We start from the raw sequence: 21,869 nt of genomic DNA, 5'->3' as shown, positions 1-21,869 counted from the left end.
GCTTATTCGATAAGTCCCTTTTGCTAAAAAAATACCAACTCACTCCTAAAAAGTGTAACTTGGTATTTGGGATTTTGATAACTTCCTTTATGTTAACTTAACACACTATACTGCATGATATTCAAAAAAATTTCTATTTTAAAAACGTACTCGGCATAACGACAAGAACGACCTCTCCACGTGCGCAGAGAGTATCATCTGCAAAGATTTCTGTATGGACCTTCCATCTTTTCGGATGAATTTCCTCCACTGTTCCAATGGCCTTTAGCGGCGTATCCTGTGGAGTTGGCTGCAGGAATTCCACATGGAGGCCTGCAGTGACAAATCTGGGCGGTACCGAACCATCACCAATTTCATTTCCGTTTTTGCGGTGTAAAGCAAGTGCAGCCGAACCTGACCCATGACAGTCCATTAACGAAGCTATCAACCCGCCGTAAACAAAACCCGGGATTCCCATGTACTTTGAATCAGGCGTAAAAATGGTAATTGTCTTATCTCCTTGCCATCCAGTCCGCAGGTGGTGACCATCTTTATTTAGTCGGCCGCATCCATAGCACCAGGAAAAATCATCGGGATAAATATCTTGTATTGCTTTTTCTATCTTTTCTTCCACACTGTCCCCTCCTTCGACTTTATAAATCTCAATAAATCAGATGGAATATAAGCTGGTAATCTGTCATGTTGTACTATCAATATATACAAGTTCTTCCTGATGTGCAATAATATTCTGATAAATAAATAGAAAGAACCTATTTTGAAAAATAATCAAAACAAGTTCTTTCTATATGAATAACCATCAAGCTATTCTGTTCGTTAAAGCTCCTTTTCTTTGACTTCCCCGGTTTCTTTATCTACCAGATATCAGCCTATGGTGTTTGTCATCTGCGCTTCCCCTTCTTCTCCTGAAAACACAAATGCTTGAACAGTATAGTAGCCTTCTTCGTCCTCGTCATCTTGTACCATGGCTTTTACATCTTCCCGGTTAGTGTCGCTATGCTCATCTACATAGTCAAACACGTTTTTTGTCGCATCCTCTTCCGTTATTCCGTTTTCCTCCTGTTCATTTGCGTTTGAAGTATCTTCGGATTGGTTATCATCCTCTTCTGCTGTGCCATTATTGTCACCTGCTTCATTCAATAAAGGGTAGGTGGAAATAACTTGATCCGTTTCATTTACCAGCTGGAGCTCCTCGACCTGAAAATCGAGCGCAGTTAGTTGAAGAACCTGCTCAAAATCTTCACGTTCTTGTTGAGTCGGTTCTGCCTCCTCATTGATATGATATGTCACCATCGCTTGATTCCCATCTACCTCTGCTTCTTCGATTTCCAGACCTTCGTAGATTCCGGAGTGATAAGACCCGTTGTCGTTCGTTGTGGTTGCCATCGCTTCAATTGTCTGGCCGAAATCAAATAGTTCGCCATCCTCCGCAGATATTTCTTCTCCCGCTACAGCCCCGCTGATATACGTGTGCTCCCCTCGCTCTGTTTCTTCTGGAGACATAACATAGTATCCGCGATTCGGCTCTTGTTCGATTTCAACGGGATCCTGCCAATGATTTTCCGCAAAAGTCAGTCCTCTTTCCCCATCCTGATTAAAAAGGTTAAATTCATCCAAACCATACCGAAAGCCAATCTCATTCAGCGCTTCCCAAAACATCGCCGACTCCGTGGATGCCATACTTAAATCATCCTCTTCATTATAGTACAAGTTCACTGCTGTTCCGTCGACCTCAAAATTGGTCGTAGCAGAGAACAGATCACGTTGTGAAGGATCACTTTCCATTAATGATTGATGTATCCGCTCTTCACGTGTCATCTCATCCGCTGTCCGCGTGAAGTAAAGCAATAAATCCGTGCCATCCAGCCACTCGGCGTGAATCAGGTAGTCACCGGAGACTTGTTCTTCTGTATAGTCCTGCTCTTCTGCTTCGTTATCGGAATGGTTGTTTTCCTCCTCGTTTTCCACCGGGTTCTTATCAGATGCAGCATCCTCCTCTGGATTGTTTGAATCTGTCTCATCTCCATCTTCTTCTGAATCTGCCTCATTATTTGACGGTGTTTCCTCTGCAGAATCTGTTTCATTTGTATTATTGCATGCCGCCAATACGAAACTAAATAAAAACAGTCCTAAAACAACGCCTATTTTTTTCAAAATAATCCCTCCAAAATAATGGCTTCGTTAGTTAAAACTATTCCCGGGATTTAAAAAATAAAACGATGTTTGCTTTCTGAGGTTGGATGAGACATATAAATGTAAGCAGAGTTCAACAATTTGTTTTAGAAGAATTTCACAAATGCGTTTAGTTCCTCGCTAAGCATTTACAGTAAATTTATCCCTTCGAATAAACGGAAGCAATGTAGTCAATCCAATAATCCCCAGGATAACGCCAACCCATAAAGGAGAAGTGACTCCAAACCCGGCATCAATCGTTAATCCGCCAACAGATGAACCAATCATGAGTCCAAGATTAATCATAGAGTTATTTACTGTGGCTACCAGCGTTCCTGTATTTGAAACACTTAAAACCCTTTTTGCCATCGCCGGATTTAAAGACACTCCGGTTAAACCGATGATAATAACTGCGGCAACAGCGATGACAGGAATTTCCGCAAAGGATCCAAACAGAATCAGTGCAGCTGTCAGAATAACTAGCCCAACTGTCATGACAGGCATCATATGCAAGTCTGCTAATCTGCCGACAATAATATTACCAATAACCGTTGCTGCACCATAGACTCCTAGAATAAAAGGAACAACACCAGCGCTAAATCCTGTGACTTCAGTCAGGATTGGCGTAAAATAGCTGAATGCTGCAAAAGTAGCGCCGATAATAAATACATTCGTCGTATAGGCAGCCCATAACCGACCGTTTTTAAAGGAACTGATTTCTTTTTTGATACGGATACTTTTCTTTTCCTTTGATTCGAAGGCTGGAATCAGGAACTGTACGAATATGGCTGCGATAAATACTAAGACAACAACCGCCCAGAAGCTGGCACGCCAGCCTAAATACAAATTAAACACCATCGCAAATGGGACTCCGGCAGCAGTTGCAATCATTAATCCGCCTAATACAATGGAAGCCGCCCTCGCTCGTAGCTGATCAGGGACGAGTTGATAGGCAAGCGACATAGCTGTTCCAAACGTTGCGGAAGAAGCTATCCCTTGTACGACACGCGCCGCCATCATCACTTCATAATTGGGAGAAACGGCAGCAATGGTCTGTCCAATCAGAAAGACAAGTGTTAAAGCCATTAATCCTTTTTTTAACGGAACCTTTAGTAAAGCAATGGTTAGAATCGGTCCGCCTGCAATCATCCCTACTGCATACGCTGAAATTAGATAACCGATGGCTGCAATCGATACGTTAAATTCTTCTGATAGAGATGGCATAATTCCAGCCACCATAAATTCTGATGTTGTTTGCGAAAATATAAGAAAACCTAATATAAAAACTGCAAAAGGCAATTGTATCCACTCCAAATTTATATTCTATTTTACGGAACAGTACAGAGTAAGCGTTATATTATGATGTTCCATAAAAATTCATATATATCGTCCAAATCTTGTGTTTAGCTTCTTCCGTATCCTTTGTTCGTCTTCTGCATCAGCATATATAAAGAAAAGCTTTTCCTCTCCCACTTTCCACAAGCAGTAAATGCCATTTAATTCTTTCACGTGCATGTCATGGATTTATCCCCCTTTGGTTACTAGCTATTAACACCTTTTATTATGGTGAGCAAAATATCACTTGAAAAGTAGGCATATTTTTCATACTCAGTATGGTAAAAGGTACAAATAAAGCCCTGTCCGGGTTACAGCTTTATAATTTTTATCCATATCTACAAAGCCAGAATGCTGTAAGGCAAATTGATTACTTTTCTTTATTTTCTCTGGTATGGTTAACATACTTCGTATGAAATAGTGACTGAAAGCTTTTACTATAAGGAGGAAAGTTCTTTTGGACGATTTATCAAAATACGGAATTGTAACTGCGCTTCAAGCAATTGGCGGTAAATGGAAACCGCATATCTTATTCATCCTTTTAGAAAAGGGCACAAAACGCTTCGGAGAATTACGACACCTCATGCCTGAAATAACGCAGGGGGTACTTACACAGCAGCTTCGGGAGTTAGAAAAAGACGGACTGGTTCATCGTGTTGTCTACCAGGAAATTCCGCCAAGAGTAGAATATTCTTTATCAGCACATGGAAAATCATTGGAGCCTATTTTAAGAGAGATGTGTGCGTGGGGTTTTACGCATGAGGAATTTATGGAGAAAAATAAAAATGCTTTAGAGGTCTGCAATAAATAATTGAAATGCTGGTTTGGAGAGTGAATTTTAAAATATAAAAACAGACCACTTGTTATCTTTTAATAAATGATACAAGTGATCTGTTTTTCTTCTTACTCCAGTTTTCAAACGTTAAGCATAAAATATACCATGGTTATCCTTTACTTAAATTAAAACTAAATGTTAATCAAGCAGATAAATGATAGCCGTCAATTCCAAATAGCAATAAAGAAGTACATATTAAAGAATAGTGCTTTTTAACAAAATCCTCCCCATTTATCTGTTTTATAGTATTAAAACAATAAATCAGCTTCCTTCCACCCGCTCTTTTGCCATTTCCCAAAGCAGAATTGCGGAAACTAATGAAGCAATAAGATTATAAAACATCGCATTGACGAAAGCAGAAGCATATAGACCGCTGTTTCCCCCGTCAGCATCAGCAACAATACTCCCAAAAAATATGCTTACTGCTGCCAGGCCGACAGCTGCGCCAACCTGCTGTAAAGTAGAAATAATTCCTGAGGCCATGCCTGCTTTGCTTTCTTCTACAAACCCTAATACCAGGTTTAAGAGCGGTGTCATGACTAATCCTTGGCCAATCCCTACAAAAACAAGTGCTGTAATTAAATGAACAGCTACCAAATCGCCTCCTGCAGTCCATACTTGCCAGATTAATACAGCAAAGGAAAAGGTATAAAAGACAGCGCCCCAAAAGATCGTCATCGTTCCAAAACGCTCTACCAGGCGGGGCGCTGCTATCGAAGCAGCAGTAAATCCGATACTGCAGGGCACAAAAAGAATCCCGGCGGAAAGCGGACTTAAACCCAGCCCTGTTTGTACTAATAACGCATAGCATAAGAAAAACACGGACGAAGTAGAATATATCAGCAAGACGAGACTGCCGCCCATGGCAAACCGGGATTGGCGTAAGAGCATGGTGTCTACCAGCGGCTGCCTTTTAGCAAGGCGCCGTCTTTCCTGATGCCGCCAAAAACCAAATAGTATCCATGCTGCCGCCGCAAGGGATAAGAAACTCCATATCGTCCAGCCATGATTCTGTGATTCAATAAGCGGGACAAGAAATAAAATCAGTCCAAGACTGACAATAACTACTCCGCCCCAATCCAGCAGTGGACGCTCCGGAGCATGCGATTCCGGGATGAATCGTGCCGTTAGAATGGAGAAAATGCCGATGGGAATATTGATTAAGAAGATCATCCGCCAGCCGAGTCCTCCAAAATCGACTTCTACAATAAAACCGCCAAGCACTTGACCCGCAATAGCAGCAAGGCCTAATACCATCCCAAGCAAACTGAAAGCAATTCCTCTTTCTCTGCCTGAAAAATTGACCCGGATGGAAGAGTAGATTTGCGGCTGCATCATCGCGGCGGTCAGGCCTTGAAGTATTCTAGCAATAATCAGCATATCTGGATTAATTGCCAGCCCGCATAATGCAGATGTAATAGTAAAGCCAAACATCCCCACGATAAACAGACGCTTGCGCCCAAAACGGTCCCCGAGCCTGCCTCCAGTAATCAAAAGCACGCCAAAACCAAGTTCATAACCAGCAACGATAAAAGCGATTTGTGAAAAGCTTGCCCCCAGATCTCCTTGTATACTCGGAATTGCCACATTCACTATAAAAAGATCAAGAATGGTCATAAAACCGGCTAACAAAAGAATAAATAACCCTAATAATGTAGCCGGCTGTGATAATGTTGGATATCTTTCTTTCAATCTAAAGCCCTCTCTTTCATTTTTAAGTTTTTCTGCTCTCTCCCTTTCCAACAGAACATGATTTGATTATACTAATACATAAAAGTTTAATAAAACGAATCTTTTTAAATGAATAGTTTAATAATATTAAACTATTCATCAAGGAGGACAAATAGATGGAATTACGTCATTTAATCACGTTTAAAACAATCGTGGAAAAAGGCGGATTTAAACGTGCAGCGGAATATCTGGATTATTCACAGTCATCGGTGACGGTACACGTGAAGGAGCTGGAGAAGGAATTAAAAAAACCTTTATTCGACCGTATTGGCAGAAAAGTATTTCTGACAAACTACGGAACCCAATTTCACCCATATGCTGTTAAAATCGTTGATTTATACAATGAAGCAGCGGAAACCATGAATATGAATGATGCGCCAAAGGGCAGTCTTGTTATCGGAGTTACAGAAATCTTCTCACAATACAGGATTCCGTCCATTCTGATGGAGTACAAAAAAAGATACCCCGATGTGTCGTTATCTTTACGTTCTCTTGAAAATAAGGAGATTTCTGCCGCGCTTAAGAACGGACAAATTGATATGGCCTTTGTTTTGGAAAGAAATGACTGGTTTGATAAAGAGCTGACGATTGAAAAAATAAAGGATGAATCGATTGTTCTGGTACGGCCTGTCTGCCCAGAAGATAGTGAAAATACGATTCTCTCCACCGAAGAAAGCTGCAGTTATAAAAGCATGCTGGAAGCATATATACAGGAAGAACAAATCGAGGCAAAAAATACATTAAACTTTTCCAGTTTGGAAGCAATTAAGCAATGCGTGCTTTCCGGACTCGGTTTTTCCATCTTGCCCTATTTCGCGGTAGAAAAGGAACTTGCTTCCGAACAAATTCTAGGTGAATTTATTTCATTAAACCATACAGGAAATGCGACGTTTATTGTGAACCATAAAAACAAACAGCTCTCCCCTGCTATGCAAGCAATGATTTCATTGATGAAAGAGCAGAGTCTGCATTGGGGTGAATGAAATAAAGAGAAAAACCCCTTATAATGGCTGGATAGAAACAGTAAGAAAATATATTTGGAAAGCAACTGCAAGAAAGGTGAGAACGCGCCATGATTTTCCGTTCAAAAATAGATGGTTTTTTCGTAACGTTTATGTCCATTGTGGTTTTTATTAATAGGTGCCGTAACGCTCTTACCTCCACTCATTGATAAAGAGGCATCCATGGGCATCGTCATAATAATGACTGCTATCTTTATTATTTTAGCAGGAGCCTTGTTATGGATGTCTTTTTCGATCAAGTATATTTTCTATGATAATTATCTGTTAGTGAAAGGCGGACCATTCAAGAGTAAAATCGCTTATCAAAGCATAAGGAAAATTTCGTCGACAAAAGATATCTTTACTGGTTATCGCATTCTATCTGCCAGGAATGGACTTGAATTATTTTACGATTCAGCCATCCTTGGCAGTGTAAAGATTTCACCAAAGAATAGAAGAGAATTTATCACGGAATTAAAAAAACGATCTCCTCATGTAATTATTCAGGAATAAACCTTTATTCAAGGAAAAGAACCCCAACTTGTCAGAGAATGTGGGGTTCTTTTATCTATTCATTCATTTCATAATTACCTTGCCCGTTTTTGTTTAAGTAGAAAGAACACCGGATGAAAATAAACGCGATAATTACAAATAATCCGGCAATCCAGCTTAAATGGACGATATTTATATACTGAATAATAAGACCGCCCAGCGCAGAACCTAACATCATTCCCACATTCATTAATGCAGTATTAAAACTCAGTACGGTTTCAGATGTTTGCGGCTTTAAAGATACTAAATAAAATTGCTTTGCCGGCGTGGTTGTCCATGTTGCTATTCCCCAAACTGCCAACGTGATAAATACGCCTGTCATGGTATATTGTGTCAATGCCAAAACAAATAACGCAATAATGTGGATACATAAGCTAAGCGATATGGTTCGATCAGGCCCCCATTTATCTACCGCGTATCCTCCAAAACGGGAGCCGATAAAAGCAAAAGCTCCTAAAACAAATAAAGCGATACTTGTCATCTCTATGGAAAAGCCAGCTGTATTACTTAACAATGGAGCAATATAGGCAAAGACCATGGTATACCCTAAAATCCAAAAAATGGTCGTCAATAACCCTGTAAGCACCCGTTTATCTTTGATAATCAGCAATTGCTGTTTAAACGGCAGCGGCTGGTTTCCTTCAATAGCCGGCAATAATTTATACAGTCCTGCTAATAACAATACCGTACCAAGTGCAATAATCAGGAAAATATACCGCCAATCTACATATCCTGCTAAAAATGTTCCTAAGGGTACCCCAAGTACTAAGGAGATAGTAAAACCCGTAAGCACTGTTGCCATGGCGCTTCCCTTTTTTTCAGGTGCTGCAATTTGAGCAGCATAATTGGTAGCTACTACAATAAATAATCCTCCGCTCATTGCCTGGATAACTCTGGACAGCATAAGAACGATAAAATGATAGCTGAAAAACGCAACCAGATTTCCTAGAATAACCATAACGATGGCGTATAAAAGGACCTTTTTACGGTCAAATTTGGAGGTTAAGATAACCAATACCAAAGCGCCAACAGCATAAGATAAGGAATAAATCGTAATCAATTGTCCGGCAGTTGAAATAGAAATATCCAAATCAAAAGAAATCAGTTCCAATATTCCTGAAACTACAAACTCCCCTGTTCCTGTTACAAAAGCTCCTAAGGCCAAAAGAATAATTGTAAATTGGTTTATATTGTTTTTCATTTTGTATCCTCTCCCTTATTTAAACATTGAATTTATTGTAAATCCCGTGTTAACATAAGTAAAATTGATATTTTTAATAAGGGAGATGAGTAATTACTCATGAGCATTGTTCGTTTTGAAATTATTGCGACCGTATTTGAATTGGGAAGCTTTACCGCTGCCGCTGAAAAATTAAATATGACACAATCGGCAGTAAGTCATGCAGTTGCCGGTTTGGAATCTGAATGGGATGTTTCTTTATTCATTCGTGACCGCAGAAAAGGAATCACCCTGACGGAAGTAGGACAAAAAGTGCTCCCTCATATCCGGGAAGTATTGAAGAGAATGGAAAGTATTCACCAAGAAATCGCTCTGGCAACTAACTTAGAGACTGGTATCATTCGCATCGGTACATTTGCAAGTGCTTCTTCTTGCTTATTGCCAAAGCTGCTTGCCAAATTCCAGAAAAAACATCCGAAAATAGAATTTAAATTTTACGAAGGCACCTACGAAGAAATTACAGAGTGGTTGAGCTCTGGAGTGATTGATATTGGATTTGTTGTAAAAGGAGAAGCTAATCCAAATTTCGATTTTGTCCCTCTTATCAAAGATGATATGGTGGTTGCCTATCACCCGGCACATCGATTTCAATCCGAGGATACAGTGGATATGGCTGAATTAGCGAAAGAATCTTTTATTATGCCCACAGGGATGTATCAATCCCATGTAGAAGCATTGTTTGAAGAAGCACAAATAAAACCTTCTATTCGTTTTGAAGTGCATGACTGTACAACGATTGCGAATATGGTGCAGGAAGGCCTGGGGGTCACGGTTGGTCCTGAGCTGTTTTTAAAGACGCAGCAAAACATAAAGGTCAGTAATTTAACGATTCGAAACAGCCGTGAAGTAGCACTTGCCTGCCAATCTATTGCGGAAGCCTCACCGGCTGTAAAGGAATTTCTTCATATTGCAAAAGGGGTTTCTTACTGAGCTGAATAAAAACATGAGGGGTGACAAAATTAACCTGTAAATGAGGAAGCAGACATTACTTAAAATATTAAAAACCTGATGATTTTATTTGAAATCGCCAGGTTTTTTGATGCGTTTCTATTTTTAGTCATTACTAACAGGATGATTTCCCAGAACAGATAGTATATTTGAAAAAGCAAAATGTGTGGTATCCTTAGAGATTTGCTCCAGCTCCTCCATTTCTTCACAAACCACTTCTGCCATGTAATTATACTCTCCGCCAATTCTCCATAAATCTATTATATTACTATTCTCCTTACAGTAATTCATTAACTTTTCACAGCTTTTGGTCTTAAATAAAACGAAGCCATGGATTCCTTTATTGAGCTCTTTATTATTTACCTCAACCGTATAACGCTTTATTACATAATCTTCTAACCTTTCTATCCTTGTTTTCACAGCAGGAGATGACATATTTATTTGCTTGCCGATTTCTGTATAGGTAAGTCTGGCATTTCTTTTTAATAAATCTAATATTTGATGATCGATATGATCCAACATCCTTTTCACCAGCTTTCCAATTACTTTAAAATTTAAAGTTTTCCATAGCATATACTTTAATCATTCCATTGTAAACAATTCAGTATCGAATTAAAATTTGATATGAGGTGATAAATATGACGTGTTCTATCTTCTCCAAGTATAAAATCGGGAACTTAACATTAGATAATAGAATTGTAATGGCGCCAATGACAAGAGGATTTGCTGATAACGAAACAGGTGAAGTGAATTACTTGATTGCAGACTACTATGGAAAACGGGCAAGGTACGGGGCAGGATTAATCATTACGGAAGGTGTCGCCATCAACAAACTGGCCAAAGGAACCTATGGGATACCAGGGATATATACGCATCGTCAAATCTTAAGCTGGAAAAAAGTCACGCGGGAAGTTCATCAATATAAAACAAAAATCTTTGCTCAGCTCTGGCATGTTGGCAGAGTAAGTCATCAGGAAATTCTAAAAGGGAATGCTCCTGTTGCGCCCTCTCCTATCGGTGCCAACGGACATGTGCATCGTTTGAGGAAACCTTTCCAAGCTCCCAGAGCTTTAAATAATATGGAAATTTATCAAATAATAGCTGATTACAAGGATGCAGCAAAAAATGCGATGGAAGCCGGATTTGACGGAGTTGAGATACATGCTGCGCATGGTTACCTGATCGATCAATTTATCAATGAGAAAACAAATGACCGTCAGGATGAGTTTGGAGGTTCCTTACAAAATAGACTGCGATTTTTAGATTTAATTATTAAAGAAGTAAAGAAGGTTGTTCCTAAAAATAGAATCAGCATTCGAATTTCTGAAAAAAAAGATGATGATAAGGATTATGTATGGGAGCATCCAGAAGAAATGGTATGCGCTATAACAGGGATTCTTTCCAAGCATCAACTAAAAATTGTCCATCCATCGGCAGAAAACTACGGTGATATGCTTCAACATAATCAAAAATCGCTTCATGAATTATTCAGGCAATACTGGGATAAAACGCTTATTGCTGTTGGAAATATAGCACCTGAAAAAGGGGCGTCCATTATTGGAGGTAATCAGGCAGACTTGGTAGCATTCGGACAATTATTTATAGCTAATCCAGATCTGGTCGTTCGTCTGAAAGCGAATCAGGAGATTTTTCCGTATCAGACAAAAAATCTGCATACATGTTTAATTTAAGCAGTATATCAAGTAGGATAAGCACTCCTTTATCTCGTTTCTAGTTAAAAGGAGTGCTTTAAAATAACAGTACTTAAAGAAGCGCAAAAGCCTGTTTAAAACGAATGGTTTTCGAAATAGAATGCCATCAAAATATTCGAAGCTTTTTCACTATATATTCTATGAGAACTGTTTATTTAGTTCTACAACCATCGCTCCCATTTTAGGTTTCTTCGGCTGAAATACTTTCTCAATGCCATTCTTCTCTAATTCAGCCGCAGTCACCTTTCCTATCGCTGCTGCTAAAATTCCTTGATTAAAGGCTTCCGCCAATTTCTCCTTATCCTCCTTCATAAATAAATTTCGCACCTGTGTTTTACTGGTAAAAACAACAACATCTACATTTTGAGAGGTAATGGTTTCTTTTAGTATCGATAAAATCTGCTGGTCTGGTTCTTTATAAGAATAGGGTTTAGATAAATAAACAGCATACCCAAGCTGTTCCAGACTTCTTTTTAAATACACGTCATCCTCATTATATGTCTGCAAATAAATTTGTTTTTCTTCGCCCTGTTTGACCGGAGGTAAAGATGCAAGCAAATTTTCCATTGTTCCATCTGCAGAAAGAATGGTTGGTATCAGGTGATGCTGTTTCATCCACTTTGTCGTTTTACTGCCGCGAATGGCAAGGGTTGAGCTTTTTAGTTTATCTATGAAGCTGGTATGGATATGGAGTTTCTTTGCGGATTGCTCTAACGTTTCTGCTCCTATCCCAGTAGTTAGTATGACAAAGTCAAATCTGTTTTCTACAAGCTTTTTTACATCCTGCTGACAAATCGAATCATTCAGCTGATACTCTCCTTGAATCGGTAATTGAATTGTGTTTCCGCCATGTTTACTGATTAGTGTATCAATTGCTTTTGCCTGACGAGATGCAGCAACAGCAACTTGTTTCCCTTTAAGTCCGTCCATATATTTCTCCTTTTCCTATAGCTTTAGTATTCATTCTTTTATTTATTATATTACAAATATTCCAGTGGTTCAGCAAATGATTTCAAAAAATAACTTCTTAATCATTTTCTTTTATCATACCAGTCAAGTGTGTTCATAAACTCCACATTTCTTATTTCCTCTATGGAACAATTCGTTCCCCGTCCATCTTTTAAAAATAGATGAATCTGACCTTCTCCATATCCAGATACTTTACATTCCAAGTCTTTATAATAATTCCCGTTTCGCATCACATTCGCTTGAATCAAAACAGGAGAATTCGTTGCAAAAGCTTGGTTCAATACTTTTGCGATGGCTTCCTCAGTCATCTCCTCTTTTGCTTTCACTTCGATTAGCTGATCATTCATTTCTTCTTTTTTGAGCGCTTCTGAATGGTCGCTTAACATCATGCCTAACCATTTCATAATTCCTCTGTCCTTATACCCGAACTGTTCAGGCGTAACTCGTGTAATCGATATTTTTTCCATGTTCACTCTTCCTTTCCAGAACGATGACCGCCTAGCAATTTCGCACGGTATCTCGCCATTCCGTTTTTAAGCAGACTAGAAGCATGCAGCAGGGAAGTATAACCATGTTTTCTTCTTACAAAATCAATCGTCTTATCCAGCTCTTCGTTTTCCATTGTTTCTTCTGCCGATTCAAATAAATTCAGTTGCAATGATTGCTTTATTTGAAGTTTTCCAAAAGTAACATTAATCACTCGTACGGGCATATTGTCTTTATAATGTTTATGAAAGATAAACAGCATGTGCGCTTTTAATTTTCTGGATGAATCCGTTGCTTCAATCTTTATCTGATGGCTAAACCCGCCTAGTACTGTATCTCTCGAATATCCAATGGTCAGCTTGACAACACCTGTCATGAGCCGGTGCTTCCTTAACCTTGCCACATTCTCATCTGTCATTTCCCGAATAACCGTTTCAATATCGTGTTTAACCGAATAATCTCTGTTTAGTATCTGATTTCTGCTGAAGGAGGTACTTTCCGGTGTGTACGTGTCCGATAACACGGTTCGATCTATTCCATGTGCATGAAAATAGAGCTGTTGACCAATCACACCGAACTTTTCTTTTAATTTGCCAATATCATATTGAGCCAAATCATACATATTTCGAATCCCTATCCGATTTAGATTGGCTTCCGTTTTTTGTCCTATCCCCCAAAAATCAATTAAGGCTTCTATCTTCCATAATTTATATGGAACGTCTTCATAACGCCATTCCCCAATAAAGCCTCGTTGTTCGTCATGCTTTGCCTGATGGTCGAGTGCCAATTTTGCTAAAAGCGGATTATCCCCTATTCCCACAGTTAACACTAATCCCAACTCTCTCCATACATCACGTTGGATTTTCCTCGCTATGTCATGCGTACTGCCAAAAAGTTTATGTGATTTCGTTACGTCGAGGAACGATTCGTCAATAGAATAAACAAGTAAATCCTCTTTCGCTACATAACGCTTAAAAATACGTAATATCTCCATATTCTTTTGTAAATACACTGCCATACGAGGCTCCACGATATCTATATTTGCTTTCTGCGGGATTTCATAAATCCTTGTTCCTGTTTTCACGCCATACTCTTTTTTTACTAAAGGAGAAGCGGCTAACACCAAACCGCCTTGATTATCCGGCTTGGATACAACTGCAATCCGGGATTTTAAAGGATGCTGCTTACGTTCGGCAGCTTCTACGCTTGCGAAAAAAGATTTGACATCTATACATATAATGTCCCGCCGAGGCTCCTTCGAATAATCCATCATGATAATGTTTTTCATCATACTCTCTCCTAATACGAATGGGTGTTTGTATACTCATTATACGAACGTATATTCCTATGGTCAACATAAATCCGTTTAAATAGTCGTGTTAATATATGGAAAGCTGAGATGAATAAAAAAACCCTTCGCGAAATGTTATCGCAAAGGGCCTTCCGTAGTGAATTATCCTGTTATTCCATTTCGATTTTGCGGTCATCTTTGTTCCAGTTAAGGCTAATATCATCTTTTTTACACCTGGAGATTCTGCTTCAGCTGAATTATTTAGTCATTCTTTTAAATGAATCATGTGAATATCCCTTTCATCATGTGATAAGGAAAGCTGATTGTATATATAGTCTTGATCAGGGTTGCTGGGGTTAGAAAAATACACGGTATCTACTTGCGTATAATAAATCGTACTTAAACACATTGGACATGGCTCTGTACTGGCGTATATCTCACACCCTTTAAGATTCGTTGTATTTAACGTTTGACAGGCTTCACGAACAGCTTGAATTTCCGCATGCGTAGTCGGATCGTTCGTTGCTGTTACTTCATTCACACCAGACCCAATTACTTTTCCATCTTTGACAACCACTGCTCCAAATGGGGCTCCCTGATGCTTTTGTTCATTTTCATTCGCTAATTTGACTGCTTGTTTCATCCATTCTTTGTTCGACATGTTGGTCCTCTCCTTTATGATGTTTCGTTTTACCAATTATGCTTGAGATTCTTTCAAAATACGTTCAATTTCTTTAAAATCAAGGCGCTCTGCATGTTCTAAAGGAGTAATGCCATCTTTATCACCAATATGGATGTCAGCACCATGGTCTATTAATAGCTTTACTATCTTCTGATGATTTTCCCCGCCGTTTCCTAAAATAATCGCTTCCAATAATGCAGTCCATTGTAAATTGTTTATATGGTTTACATCTGTGTCAGAGTTCATTAAAAGCTCCTCTACCACATCAACATGCCCGCGCTCTGAAGCGGGAATAAGCGCCGTTCCGCCGAACCGGTTTGTTAATGATGTATCTGCTCCTGCTCCAACAGCAAGCTTCACGATTTTAAGGAATCCTTCAGCTCCAGCATATAGAAGCACATTATCCTGGTTGCTATTGCGGATATTTATATCTGCTCCTTGTTCGATAAGCGCCTTGACAGTATCTGTATGATATTTTTGCGTCGCAGCCATTACTGCGGTTACACCGTGTTCATCTGTTGCATCAATATCTGCTCCAGCTTCTATTAATTTTAAAACCGTTTCTGTATTTCCTTCTTCTGCTGCTGAAATTAACTTTTGTTCCAAATTGGTTTCCTCCTTCTTTTCTTTCTGTGTTGAAAAACCTTCCCCTGTTTTGGCAGCTGCCCTGCGATAAAAATATTTCAGCTTTATCATAACCTTTACCCCTATATAAATATGTTATCATGGAGGTAGCTATATGAAAAATATTAATTTAATTATATTTACTTATTTTTTTAATATATAAAATGAAACTTCATTATAGGTAGAGCTTTGCAGACGGTTCTCTGCGATTAAAGTAGAAAGGATGTTTACGATGGATATTAGGCAGCTGCGCTATTTTATTGCTATTGTAGAAGAAAGGAAAATTTCTGCCGCCGCTAAAAGACTTCATATGTCCCAACCACCCTTAAGTCAACAATTAAAAGCTATGGAAGAAGAACTCGGTGCCACATTAGTCGAAAGAAGCGGTAAATTTTTAGAAATGACAGAAGCAGGGAAAGCTCTGTATACAAATGCGCTGCAAATAACTCAATGGATGGAAGAAACCGAAACAGAGGTAAAAGAGGTTGGCAAAGGGGTAAATGGGAAACTCACTATTGGTGTTAACACATTTTCCGTTAGCGAATTGCCACATATACTTGAACAATTTCAAAAGGAATTCCCAAAAATCACATATAAAATCCAACAAAATGAATCCTCCCATCTTTGCCAATTAGTCAGGGACAGAATTGTGGAACTGGCAATTATCCGAATGCCGTTAGATTTGGACGATTTTTCTGTTCTCCATCTCTATAACGATCCTTTTTATTTCATTACGTCTGAGGAGCAGACATCATTTGATAAAGAAGTATCACTTGCTGAAATCCAGCATTATCCTCTCCTGTTTCCAAGCACAGAGGGATTAGGTGTGCACTATTTGATTTTAGAGGCATTTTCTCGATTTAAACTGCACCCTAATAAGATAGGGGAGTGCTCTGACATTAGCCTTTTAATGGATTTAGTTGCGTCTGGATTCGCCGCATCTATTGTTCCGGAAACTCTGCTGAAACGATATCGCGGGTACCCTGTAGATGCTTATCGGATATCAAGTGCGATGGAGTTAAATGGACCAGTCGGGTTGATATGGCTCAAAGATCATAGCTTGTCTAAATCTGCTCAAAATTTTATAGAGTTGCTCCAAAAAGGATAAGTTCCTCTCTTTCACAGTATTTTATATGGGTTTGGTTCATACTTTTCTGTTTGATTTTGTTTAATTGTCTTTTATCCCCTACGGAATATATCCAAGCTCTATACACAGCTTTATTTTAAATTTTGTATATAGTTCATAAAAACACCTGCTAAAAGCCGTTAATTTTATATACGCTTTTAGCAGGTGTTTTTAGTTTTTATACTGGAGGCTATCTATCTCATTCATGCTTTTTTCTATTTCATGGTCTGCTTCTGCTATCCCTCAACTCAAACCCTTTTCGTCTATATAATTAAAATTTAGTATTATTTTTGTCATCATCTGCCACCATATAAGGCCGCATCATATCATAATCCTCATGCTCTAAAATATGACAGTGCCACACAAACTCTCCGCTATATGGAGCGAATTTAGCGATGACTCTGGTAATGGTTGCAGCAGGAACCTCAATGGTATCTTTCCAGCCGCGGTGATTTGCTGCGGGGGCCTCAGGCGGTCCGGTAAATATGATTTTGCCATCTTGATTATATTGCTCCAGATCGAAAGGCTGATGCTCCAGCACCTGAAATTGGACAAGATGAATGTGAATTGGATGAGAGAAGTTGGTTGTGTTTGTAAAAGCCCAAATCTCTGTTGTCCCTAGCTGCGGATTTTCCGTGATTGGATCATGCCAGTGCTTGTTGTTGAGAAGTAATAAAGGACGATCAAATTCATCAGCAGATCCAACTAATTTTAAATAACGAATACCAGAAATATCATTTTGCTTTAATGAAGGAATAACAGATAAAGTTTGTGGCAAATGGCTTCTATCTTTATTTTTCAATGACTTTGTAACACGGAACTGCATGATATCTCCAGTGTCATCGTTTGGATCAGCGTCTGGTCCTAAGTCATTTTTTAATAGAATGGACTGACCAGCTGCTTTTGAAAAATCAATAATGACATCGATTCGTTCTGCCGGCTGAAAACCGATTTTTTCGATTTCAACGGGATGCCTGAGCAGCCCGCCGTCCGAACCGATTTGTTGAAAGTTTATATTAGAATCAAGCTGTAACTGGTAGGACCTTGTATTGGAAGCATTTAAAATCCGGAACCGATATTTTCTTGGTTCCACCTCTAAGAACGGCCATGCCTTTCCATTAACGATTATTGTATCTCCATTGTATGCAGGCAGAATAGACGGATTTGGCAGGTTTTTTGCTGCATCATCAGGCTGTGATGGGTAAAATAAGGAACCATCTGCGTTCAAGCTTCGGTCTGTAATCATAAGCGGAATTTCATAGTCCCCAGCAGGCAGGTTCAATGATTTCTCGTGCTCATCCCGAAGAATATACATCCCTGCCAGCCCTGCATATACATTCAGCCGCGTAATTCCCATAGCGTGATCATGATACCAAAGCAGGCTTCCGCGCTGATGATTCGGATACGTAAATGTTTCTCTTGAAAAAACAGGTCCGGTTTCTTGGAAGTTATTTGTGTACCATGCTTCCGGATGTCCATCGCTGTCAGCTTTTGTTTCGATACCATGTAAATGTACCACCGTGCGTACGATGGGGAGCTGTTCAAGGCCATGAATCGATACATCAACTGGAAGCAGATGCTTATTCGGCAATTGGTTAAGCCATGCCACGTGAACCGGTTCATCCCGATTTGCCTCAATCATCGGGCCGGGGAACTGACCGTTATACCCCCATAAAGTGGTTGCTGGTAAATCACGATGCAGCTTACGCTTGAATTGCTTCATCGTGATTTCATAGTGAACCCCGTCCCCTGTTTTTTTATCAGGCTTTAGAGGCTGTAGATTAGGAAGCGGATCCACAAATTTTTCTAGCTTACGGCGCATTCGTATTCACCCCATTTCTTTATAATGCGTGTTCAAAAAGTACGATAAATAGGACCAAGAAATTCAAGGCGATGAGATTTTTACGAACGGAGCGTATGTTTTGAATACGTGAGTATTGGAAAAATCCTGTCAACGCAGAAATTCGCTGTGGCATTTTTATTGGACTTTTTAAACATCCTTTCGTAATAGTAAATGTGACTAGAAGCAAAAAAGTGCAAAACTGATGTACACGTATACTAAAGTAATTAGGGTGATACAAAAGGCGTCATTTATGAAAAAATGACTTGGATAAGCTTTACATGATTTGTTTATTGTTTGGTGTGTCATGGTATGCTTTTTTATATTTCAAATTATATTAGACTAAATCATCTAACTTCCACAAAGTTTGACTATTTCATCTAACTTTTGATATATTCGATGATATAATCAAACTATTCTCTGAGATGAATAAGGAAGGAGCTGTTTTATTCATGTCAACGGAAGTTTCCATCTTCATTATGGATATAAGTAATTCGTCAAAAGAAAATATCGGGAAGGCATTAAGTGATTACCTGGGACAATTAAAAGAAAGTATTTCTCTATGGACCAAAAATACAGCTGGAACACAAATCAGTCACCGCGCCGGAGATGAATTGGTACTTGTGAGCAACGGCTATGCAACAGCATATACTCTTGCTTTTTATATCAGCCGCATCTGGAAATTTACTGATCATCCGCCTTATTTTGGCCTGTCATTCGGAACGATTAAAGAGGATGTAAGGGATATAAATATAGAGACATGGATTCATCCATTGATGAAACAAGCAAGGAACGCTAATAATCATCTGAAAAAACAGCCAGATAGATTGCTGTTTCGTTTTGCGTTGCCTGCTTCATCAAATGAACAAGACTTCACGGTTTTTAGCAAGCAGTTCGAAATCTTGATTAATACGAATTTAATGCTGAAGCAGGGACAAATCAACGAACAAACTGACATACAATCTCTCGTCTGTTCGTTATATCTCATACTCGGTCAACAAAAAAAGGTAAGCGAACACCTTAAAAGAACAACAGCTACCATATCCCACCATATGAAACAGGGCAAAACGCAAATCATCTTGCATGCTTTTGATAATATTGTAAAGGTGCTGGATTCATTAGGTGCACAAGATAACCATCGTCTAACAGATAAGCTGCAAACAAATATTAACCATCATATCATCACACATCTATCTGATTATTTCCCTGAGGAAAGGAGATTATCATGACAATATTATTGCTTGTTCTCGCACATTTGATTGCTGATTTTTGGCTGCAATCTGACCAGATGGTGAAACATAAAATCAAGCATTTAAAAAAACACATCCTTCACCACCTGCTGACAACAGGTATTGTACTTGCGGTAATATGGGGCTGTCAATATGAGTTTCAGCATGTCATTTCCTATTTTATTTCACCTTTAGCTTTTATTATAATCACACACCTTTTGATTGATTTATTAAAAATAAAATTTGTAGATTCCCTTCCCAAAAGCCCGACGGATAATATGAAGAAACTCGGATATTTTCTAGCAGATCAGGTCTTACACGTTATGATGATACTCCTGACCTGTTTCCTATTCTTTCATATGACAATTGCAGAGATGACAGCAAGTCTTTTAAACCTGAATGGGTCAAGCAGTTTAACTCTGCTCAACACAGCATTATTTTTTGTCATCATTTATATTTTGGCGACAAGTGTCAGCGGGCATATTGTAAAATTTATCATTGGTTCATTACCATCCGAATTTGCTAATTTTGAAGGTGAACTGACGTTGAAAAACCAAATAGCTGCCGGAAAGGAAAAAATCCAACCGAGCACAGACAATCGTTTTACAGAGGAATATCATTATTTCACTTACTCTCCCCCGCTTCGTTCGCGCGGCAAGCTTATCGGCTATCTGGAAAGATTGCTGGTGATACTATTAACAGCAGCAGGCGCATATCAGTCGATTGCATTTATCATTGCCGCCAAGTCGATTGCCCGATTTAAGCAGTTAAACGACCGGAACTGGGCAGAATATTTCTTGTTGGGTACGCTGTCTTCTATTTTTCTAGGGTTGGTGCTTGGACTTGTTGTACAAGGAGTTCTTATGTAAGCGATAAGGACTTTCACTAGATTGCCCCCTTTCCTCCAGCAAAAAAATCAGGCTGCTGAATATTGCTCAGCAGCCTGATTTTTGGTGAATCACCGTACTTACTTAATTTGAATCACAATCTTTCCTTTCGCATGATGGGTTTCGCTCAATCGATGCGCTTCCTTCAATCCGTTCTCGATAAGCGGGAAAGTATGTCCAATATACGGTTTTAATTTCCCATCCTCCATCAGCTTCCCTAATTCAGACAGTTCTCCTCCATCTGGCTCAAGCCATAAGAATCCTGCCTTGACTCCTTTTTGTTTGGCTAACTTTTCATCTGGCTGTCCTGCAATGGAAACGAGCCGTCCGCCTTCCTTTAATACATGGAAGCTTTTATTCAGGATTTCACCGCCCAGCGTATCCACGACAATATCATAATCTTGAAGAACATCTTCAAAGTCTTCCTCTTTATAATTAATGAATTGATCGACACCTAATTCTTTTAAAAACGTCTCATTTTTACCGCTGGCAGTCGAAGCTACATAGGCATCGAAGCTTTTAGCAATCTGAATGGCCATGCTGCCAACACCGCCGGAACCGGCATGAATCAACACTCTATCGCCTTTTTTTATTTCAGAGAAGTTCACAAGACATTGCCAGGCAGTAAGACCTGCAAGCGGAACTGCTGCCGCTTCTTCAAAGCTGATATTTTTTGGTTTCATCGCCAGCAGTTTTTCATCAACCGCTGTATAGGCAGCATACGTGCCATTTGGTGTAAGGGCCGGTCGAGCAAATATCTCGTCACCCACTTGAAAAGAGGTTACATTTTTACCGACTTGTTTGATGACACCTGCCGCGTCCCATCCTAAAATAATTGGAAATTCAAAAGGCACCCCTTCTTGCAGGTAACCTTCACGCAGCTTCCAGTCAATCGGATTAATGGACGTAGCGTGCATTTCTACTAATACCTGGTTATCTTTTATTTCTGGTACGGGAATATCGTCTTTTTCCTTTAGCTGATTTGCATCGCCGTATTGTTCGATAATAATTGCTTTCATAATCAAAACCTCCAGCGCATATTTTTCTGTTGCATTTTTAATAGTATCAAACGAATTTCTTTTTAACAATTAACAGCAATTCACTTGATAATCCCATACTTGAGGAAGATTGGAAATTATTATATTATCTATTCTCTCTTGATTTTTTACTCCAGTTAATTCATTTCATTATTATTTAAAAAATGCTGACAAT

The 21,869-nt window shown here is 39.1% G+C and carries 21 protein-coding genes; 8 read left to right on the top strand and 13 right to left on the bottom strand.

Annotation, left to right across the window (positions count from 1 at the left end):
- Nucleotides 1-133: 133 nt before the first annotated feature.
- The 3 genes from MKY45_RS11935 to MKY45_RS11925 form a co-directional block, all read right to left on the bottom strand.
- Complete coding sequence (locus MKY45_RS11935; protein ID WP_193062139.1) at nucleotides 134-613, bottom strand: PaaI family thioesterase; 480 nt, start codon at nucleotides 611-613, stop codon at nucleotides 134-136.
- Between the two features lie 248 nt (nucleotides 614-861).
- Nucleotides 862-2,151, bottom strand: a complete 1,290-nt coding sequence (locus MKY45_RS11930; RefSeq protein ID WP_341172972.1) for a hypothetical protein — start codon at nucleotides 2,149-2,151, stop codon at nucleotides 862-864.
- Between the two features lie 159 nt (nucleotides 2,152-2,310).
- A complete protein-coding gene (locus tag MKY45_RS11925) occupies nucleotides 2,311-3,468 on the bottom strand; it encodes an MFS transporter (protein WP_193062137.1) in 1,158 nt (385 codons plus the stop codon).
- 493 nt (nucleotides 3,469-3,961) lie between these two features.
- On the opposite strand from MKY45_RS11925, the gene MKY45_RS11920 reads away from it, so the two are divergent.
- Nucleotides 3,962-4,315, top strand: coding sequence for a winged helix-turn-helix transcriptional regulator (locus MKY45_RS11920; protein WP_084612971.1), 354 nt, complete (start codon nucleotides 3,962-3,964; stop codon nucleotides 4,313-4,315).
- Between the two features lie 285 nt (nucleotides 4,316-4,600).
- Here MKY45_RS11920 and MKY45_RS11915 read toward each other — a convergent pair whose 3' ends face one another.
- On the bottom strand, nucleotides 4,601-6,031 hold the full coding sequence (locus tag MKY45_RS11915; RefSeq protein ID WP_341172971.1) for an MFS transporter: 1,431 nt from the start codon (nucleotides 6,029-6,031) through the stop codon (nucleotides 4,601-4,603).
- Between the two features lie 155 nt (nucleotides 6,032-6,186).
- Here MKY45_RS11915 and MKY45_RS11910 point away from each other — a divergent pair, with 155 nt between their 5' ends.
- Both MKY45_RS11910 and MKY45_RS11905 read left to right on the top strand, forming a co-directional pair.
- Nucleotides 6,187-7,053 (top strand): LysR family transcriptional regulator, encoded by an 867-nt coding sequence (locus MKY45_RS11910; RefSeq protein ID WP_332093679.1) that lies wholly within the window; start codon nucleotides 6,187-6,189, stop codon nucleotides 7,051-7,053.
- A 201-nt stretch (nucleotides 7,054-7,254) separates the two neighbouring features.
- Complete coding sequence (locus tag MKY45_RS11905) at nucleotides 7,255-7,584, top strand: PH domain-containing protein (protein ID WP_244882400.1); 330 nt, start codon at nucleotides 7,255-7,257, stop codon at nucleotides 7,582-7,584.
- Nucleotides 7,585-7,639: 55 nt separating this feature from the next.
- Here the strand turns inward: MKY45_RS11905 and MKY45_RS11900 are convergent, their stop codons facing one another.
- Nucleotides 7,640-8,824: an MFS transporter gene (locus MKY45_RS11900; protein WP_341172970.1), complete on the bottom strand. Its 1,185-nt coding sequence runs from the start codon at nucleotides 8,822-8,824 to the stop codon at nucleotides 7,640-7,642.
- A 99-nt stretch (nucleotides 8,825-8,923) separates the two neighbouring features.
- On the opposite strand from MKY45_RS11900, the gene MKY45_RS11895 reads away from it, so the two are divergent.
- Entirely contained in the window at nucleotides 8,924-9,793 is an 870-nt protein-coding gene (locus MKY45_RS11895) for a LysR family transcriptional regulator (RefSeq protein WP_042534018.1), read from the top strand.
- Nucleotides 9,794-9,916: 123 nt separating this feature from the next.
- Here MKY45_RS11895 and MKY45_RS11890 read toward each other — a convergent pair whose 3' ends face one another.
- Nucleotides 9,917-10,333, bottom strand: coding sequence for an Lrp/AsnC family transcriptional regulator (locus MKY45_RS11890; RefSeq protein ID WP_175297061.1), 417 nt, complete (start codon nucleotides 10,331-10,333; stop codon nucleotides 9,917-9,919).
- A gap of 116 nt (nucleotides 10,334-10,449) precedes the next feature.
- Here MKY45_RS11890 and MKY45_RS11885 point away from each other — a divergent pair, with 116 nt between their 5' ends.
- Nucleotides 10,450-11,502: an alkene reductase gene (locus MKY45_RS11885; RefSeq protein ID WP_052485070.1), complete on the top strand. Its 1,053-nt coding sequence runs from the start codon at nucleotides 10,450-10,452 to the stop codon at nucleotides 11,500-11,502.
- A 159-nt stretch (nucleotides 11,503-11,661) separates the two neighbouring features.
- Here the strand turns inward: MKY45_RS11885 and MKY45_RS11880 are convergent, their stop codons facing one another.
- From MKY45_RS11880 to MKY45_RS11860, 5 genes are all read right to left on the bottom strand, one after another.
- Nucleotides 11,662-12,453 carry a uroporphyrinogen-III synthase gene (locus MKY45_RS11880; RefSeq protein ID WP_042534015.1) on the bottom strand — a complete coding sequence of 264 codons (792 nt, stop codon included), beginning with the start codon at nucleotides 12,451-12,453 and terminating at the stop codon, nucleotides 11,662-11,664.
- A gap of 101 nt (nucleotides 12,454-12,554) precedes the next feature.
- Nucleotides 12,555-12,959, bottom strand: coding sequence for a hypothetical protein (locus tag MKY45_RS11875; protein ID WP_042534013.1), 405 nt, complete (start codon nucleotides 12,957-12,959; stop codon nucleotides 12,555-12,557).
- Nucleotides 12,960-12,961: 2 nt separating this feature from the next.
- The gene (locus MKY45_RS11870; protein ID WP_379542574.1) at nucleotides 12,962-14,266 is read right to left on the bottom strand and encodes a Y-family DNA polymerase; all 1,305 of its coding nucleotides are present in this window, start codon (nucleotides 14,264-14,266) and stop codon (nucleotides 12,962-12,964) included.
- 268 nt (nucleotides 14,267-14,534) lie between these two features.
- Complete coding sequence (locus MKY45_RS11865) at nucleotides 14,535-14,930, bottom strand: nucleoside deaminase (protein ID WP_193062133.1); 396 nt, start codon at nucleotides 14,928-14,930, stop codon at nucleotides 14,535-14,537.
- Between the two features lie 36 nt (nucleotides 14,931-14,966).
- A complete protein-coding gene (locus MKY45_RS11860; RefSeq protein ID WP_212928226.1) occupies nucleotides 14,967-15,557 on the bottom strand; it encodes an ankyrin repeat domain-containing protein in 591 nt (196 codons plus the stop codon).
- A gap of 250 nt (nucleotides 15,558-15,807) precedes the next feature.
- Here MKY45_RS11860 and MKY45_RS11855 point away from each other — a divergent pair, with 250 nt between their 5' ends.
- Nucleotides 15,808-16,683 (top strand): LysR family transcriptional regulator, encoded by an 876-nt coding sequence (locus MKY45_RS11855; protein WP_193062132.1) that lies wholly within the window; start codon nucleotides 15,808-15,810, stop codon nucleotides 16,681-16,683.
- 289 nt (nucleotides 16,684-16,972) lie between these two features.
- On the opposite strand, the gene MKY45_RS11850 is transcribed toward MKY45_RS11855, so the two are convergent.
- Nucleotides 16,973-18,523, bottom strand: a complete 1,551-nt coding sequence (locus MKY45_RS11850) for a multicopper oxidase family protein (RefSeq protein WP_289585128.1) — start codon at nucleotides 18,521-18,523, stop codon at nucleotides 16,973-16,975.
- 470 nt (nucleotides 18,524-18,993) lie between these two features.
- On the opposite strand from MKY45_RS11850, the gene MKY45_RS11845 reads away from it, so the two are divergent.
- Entirely contained in the window at nucleotides 18,994-19,770 is a 777-nt protein-coding gene (locus MKY45_RS11845) for a hypothetical protein (protein ID WP_256706262.1), read from the top strand.
- Nucleotides 19,767-20,639: a DUF3307 domain-containing protein gene (locus MKY45_RS11840; protein ID WP_341172969.1), complete on the top strand. Its 873-nt coding sequence runs from the start codon at nucleotides 19,767-19,769 to the stop codon at nucleotides 20,637-20,639. Before MKY45_RS11845 ends, MKY45_RS11840 begins: the two co-directional genes overlap by 4 nt.
- A 98-nt stretch (nucleotides 20,640-20,737) precedes the next feature.
- On the opposite strand, the gene MKY45_RS11835 is transcribed toward MKY45_RS11840, so the two are convergent.
- The gene (locus MKY45_RS11835) at nucleotides 20,738-21,676 is read right to left on the bottom strand and encodes an NADP-dependent oxidoreductase (protein WP_193062129.1); all 939 of its coding nucleotides are present in this window, start codon (nucleotides 21,674-21,676) and stop codon (nucleotides 20,738-20,740) included.
- Nucleotides 21,677-21,869: the final 193 nt, after the last annotated feature.

It is taken from the genome of Oceanobacillus sp. FSL K6-0251, from assembly GCF_038004725.1.
GTDB lineage: Bacteria > Bacillota > Bacilli > Bacillales > Amphibacillaceae > Oceanobacillus > Oceanobacillus oncorhynchi.
This window is presented reverse-complemented; position numbering and strand designations above follow the sequence as displayed.

Coding starts and splice junctions, on each gene's coding strand:
- MKY45_RS11910 (WP_332093679.1), top strand. CDS start 6,187: ATGGAATTACGTCATTTAATCACGTTTAAAACAATCGTGGAAAAAGGC.
- MKY45_RS11905 (WP_244882400.1), top strand. CDS start 7,255: ATGGGCATCGTCATAATAATGACTGCTATCTTTATTATTTTAGCAGGA.
- MKY45_RS11900 (WP_341172970.1), bottom strand. CDS start 8,824: ATGAAAAACAATATAAACCAATTTACAATTATTCTTTTGGCCTTAGGA.
- MKY45_RS11895 (WP_042534018.1), top strand. CDS start 8,924: ATGAGCATTGTTCGTTTTGAAATTATTGCGACCGTATTTGAATTGGGA.
- MKY45_RS11890 (WP_175297061.1), bottom strand. CDS start 10,333: ATGTTGGATCATATCGATCATCAAATATTAGATTTATTAAAAAGAAAT.
- MKY45_RS11885 (WP_052485070.1), top strand. CDS start 10,450: ATGACGTGTTCTATCTTCTCCAAGTATAAAATCGGGAACTTAACATTA.
- MKY45_RS11880 (WP_042534015.1), bottom strand. CDS start 12,453: ATGGACGGACTTAAAGGGAAACAAGTTGCTGTTGCTGCATCTCGTCAG.
- MKY45_RS11875 (WP_042534013.1), bottom strand. CDS start 12,959: ATGGAAAAAATATCGATTACACGAGTTACGCCTGAACAGTTCGGGTAT.
- MKY45_RS11870 (WP_379542574.1), bottom strand. CDS start 14,266: ATGAAAAACATTATCATGATGGATTATTCGAAGGAGCCTCGGCGGGAC.
- MKY45_RS11865 (WP_193062133.1), bottom strand. CDS start 14,930: ATGTCGAACAAAGAATGGATGAAACAAGCAGTCAAATTAGCGAATGAA.
- MKY45_RS11855 (WP_193062132.1), top strand. CDS start 15,808: ATGGATATTAGGCAGCTGCGCTATTTTATTGCTATTGTAGAAGAAAGG.
- MKY45_RS11850 (WP_289585128.1), bottom strand. CDS start 18,523: ATGCGCCGTAAGCTAGAAAAATTTGTGGATCCGCTTCCTAATCTACAG.
- MKY45_RS11845 (WP_256706262.1), top strand. CDS start 18,994: ATGTCAACGGAAGTTTCCATCTTCATTATGGATATAAGTAATTCGTCA.
- MKY45_RS11840 (WP_341172969.1), top strand. CDS start 19,767: ATGACAATATTATTGCTTGTTCTCGCACATTTGATTGCTGATTTTTGG.
- MKY45_RS11835 (WP_193062129.1), bottom strand. CDS start 21,676: ATGAAAGCAATTATTATCGAACAATACGGCGATGCAAATCAGCTAAAG.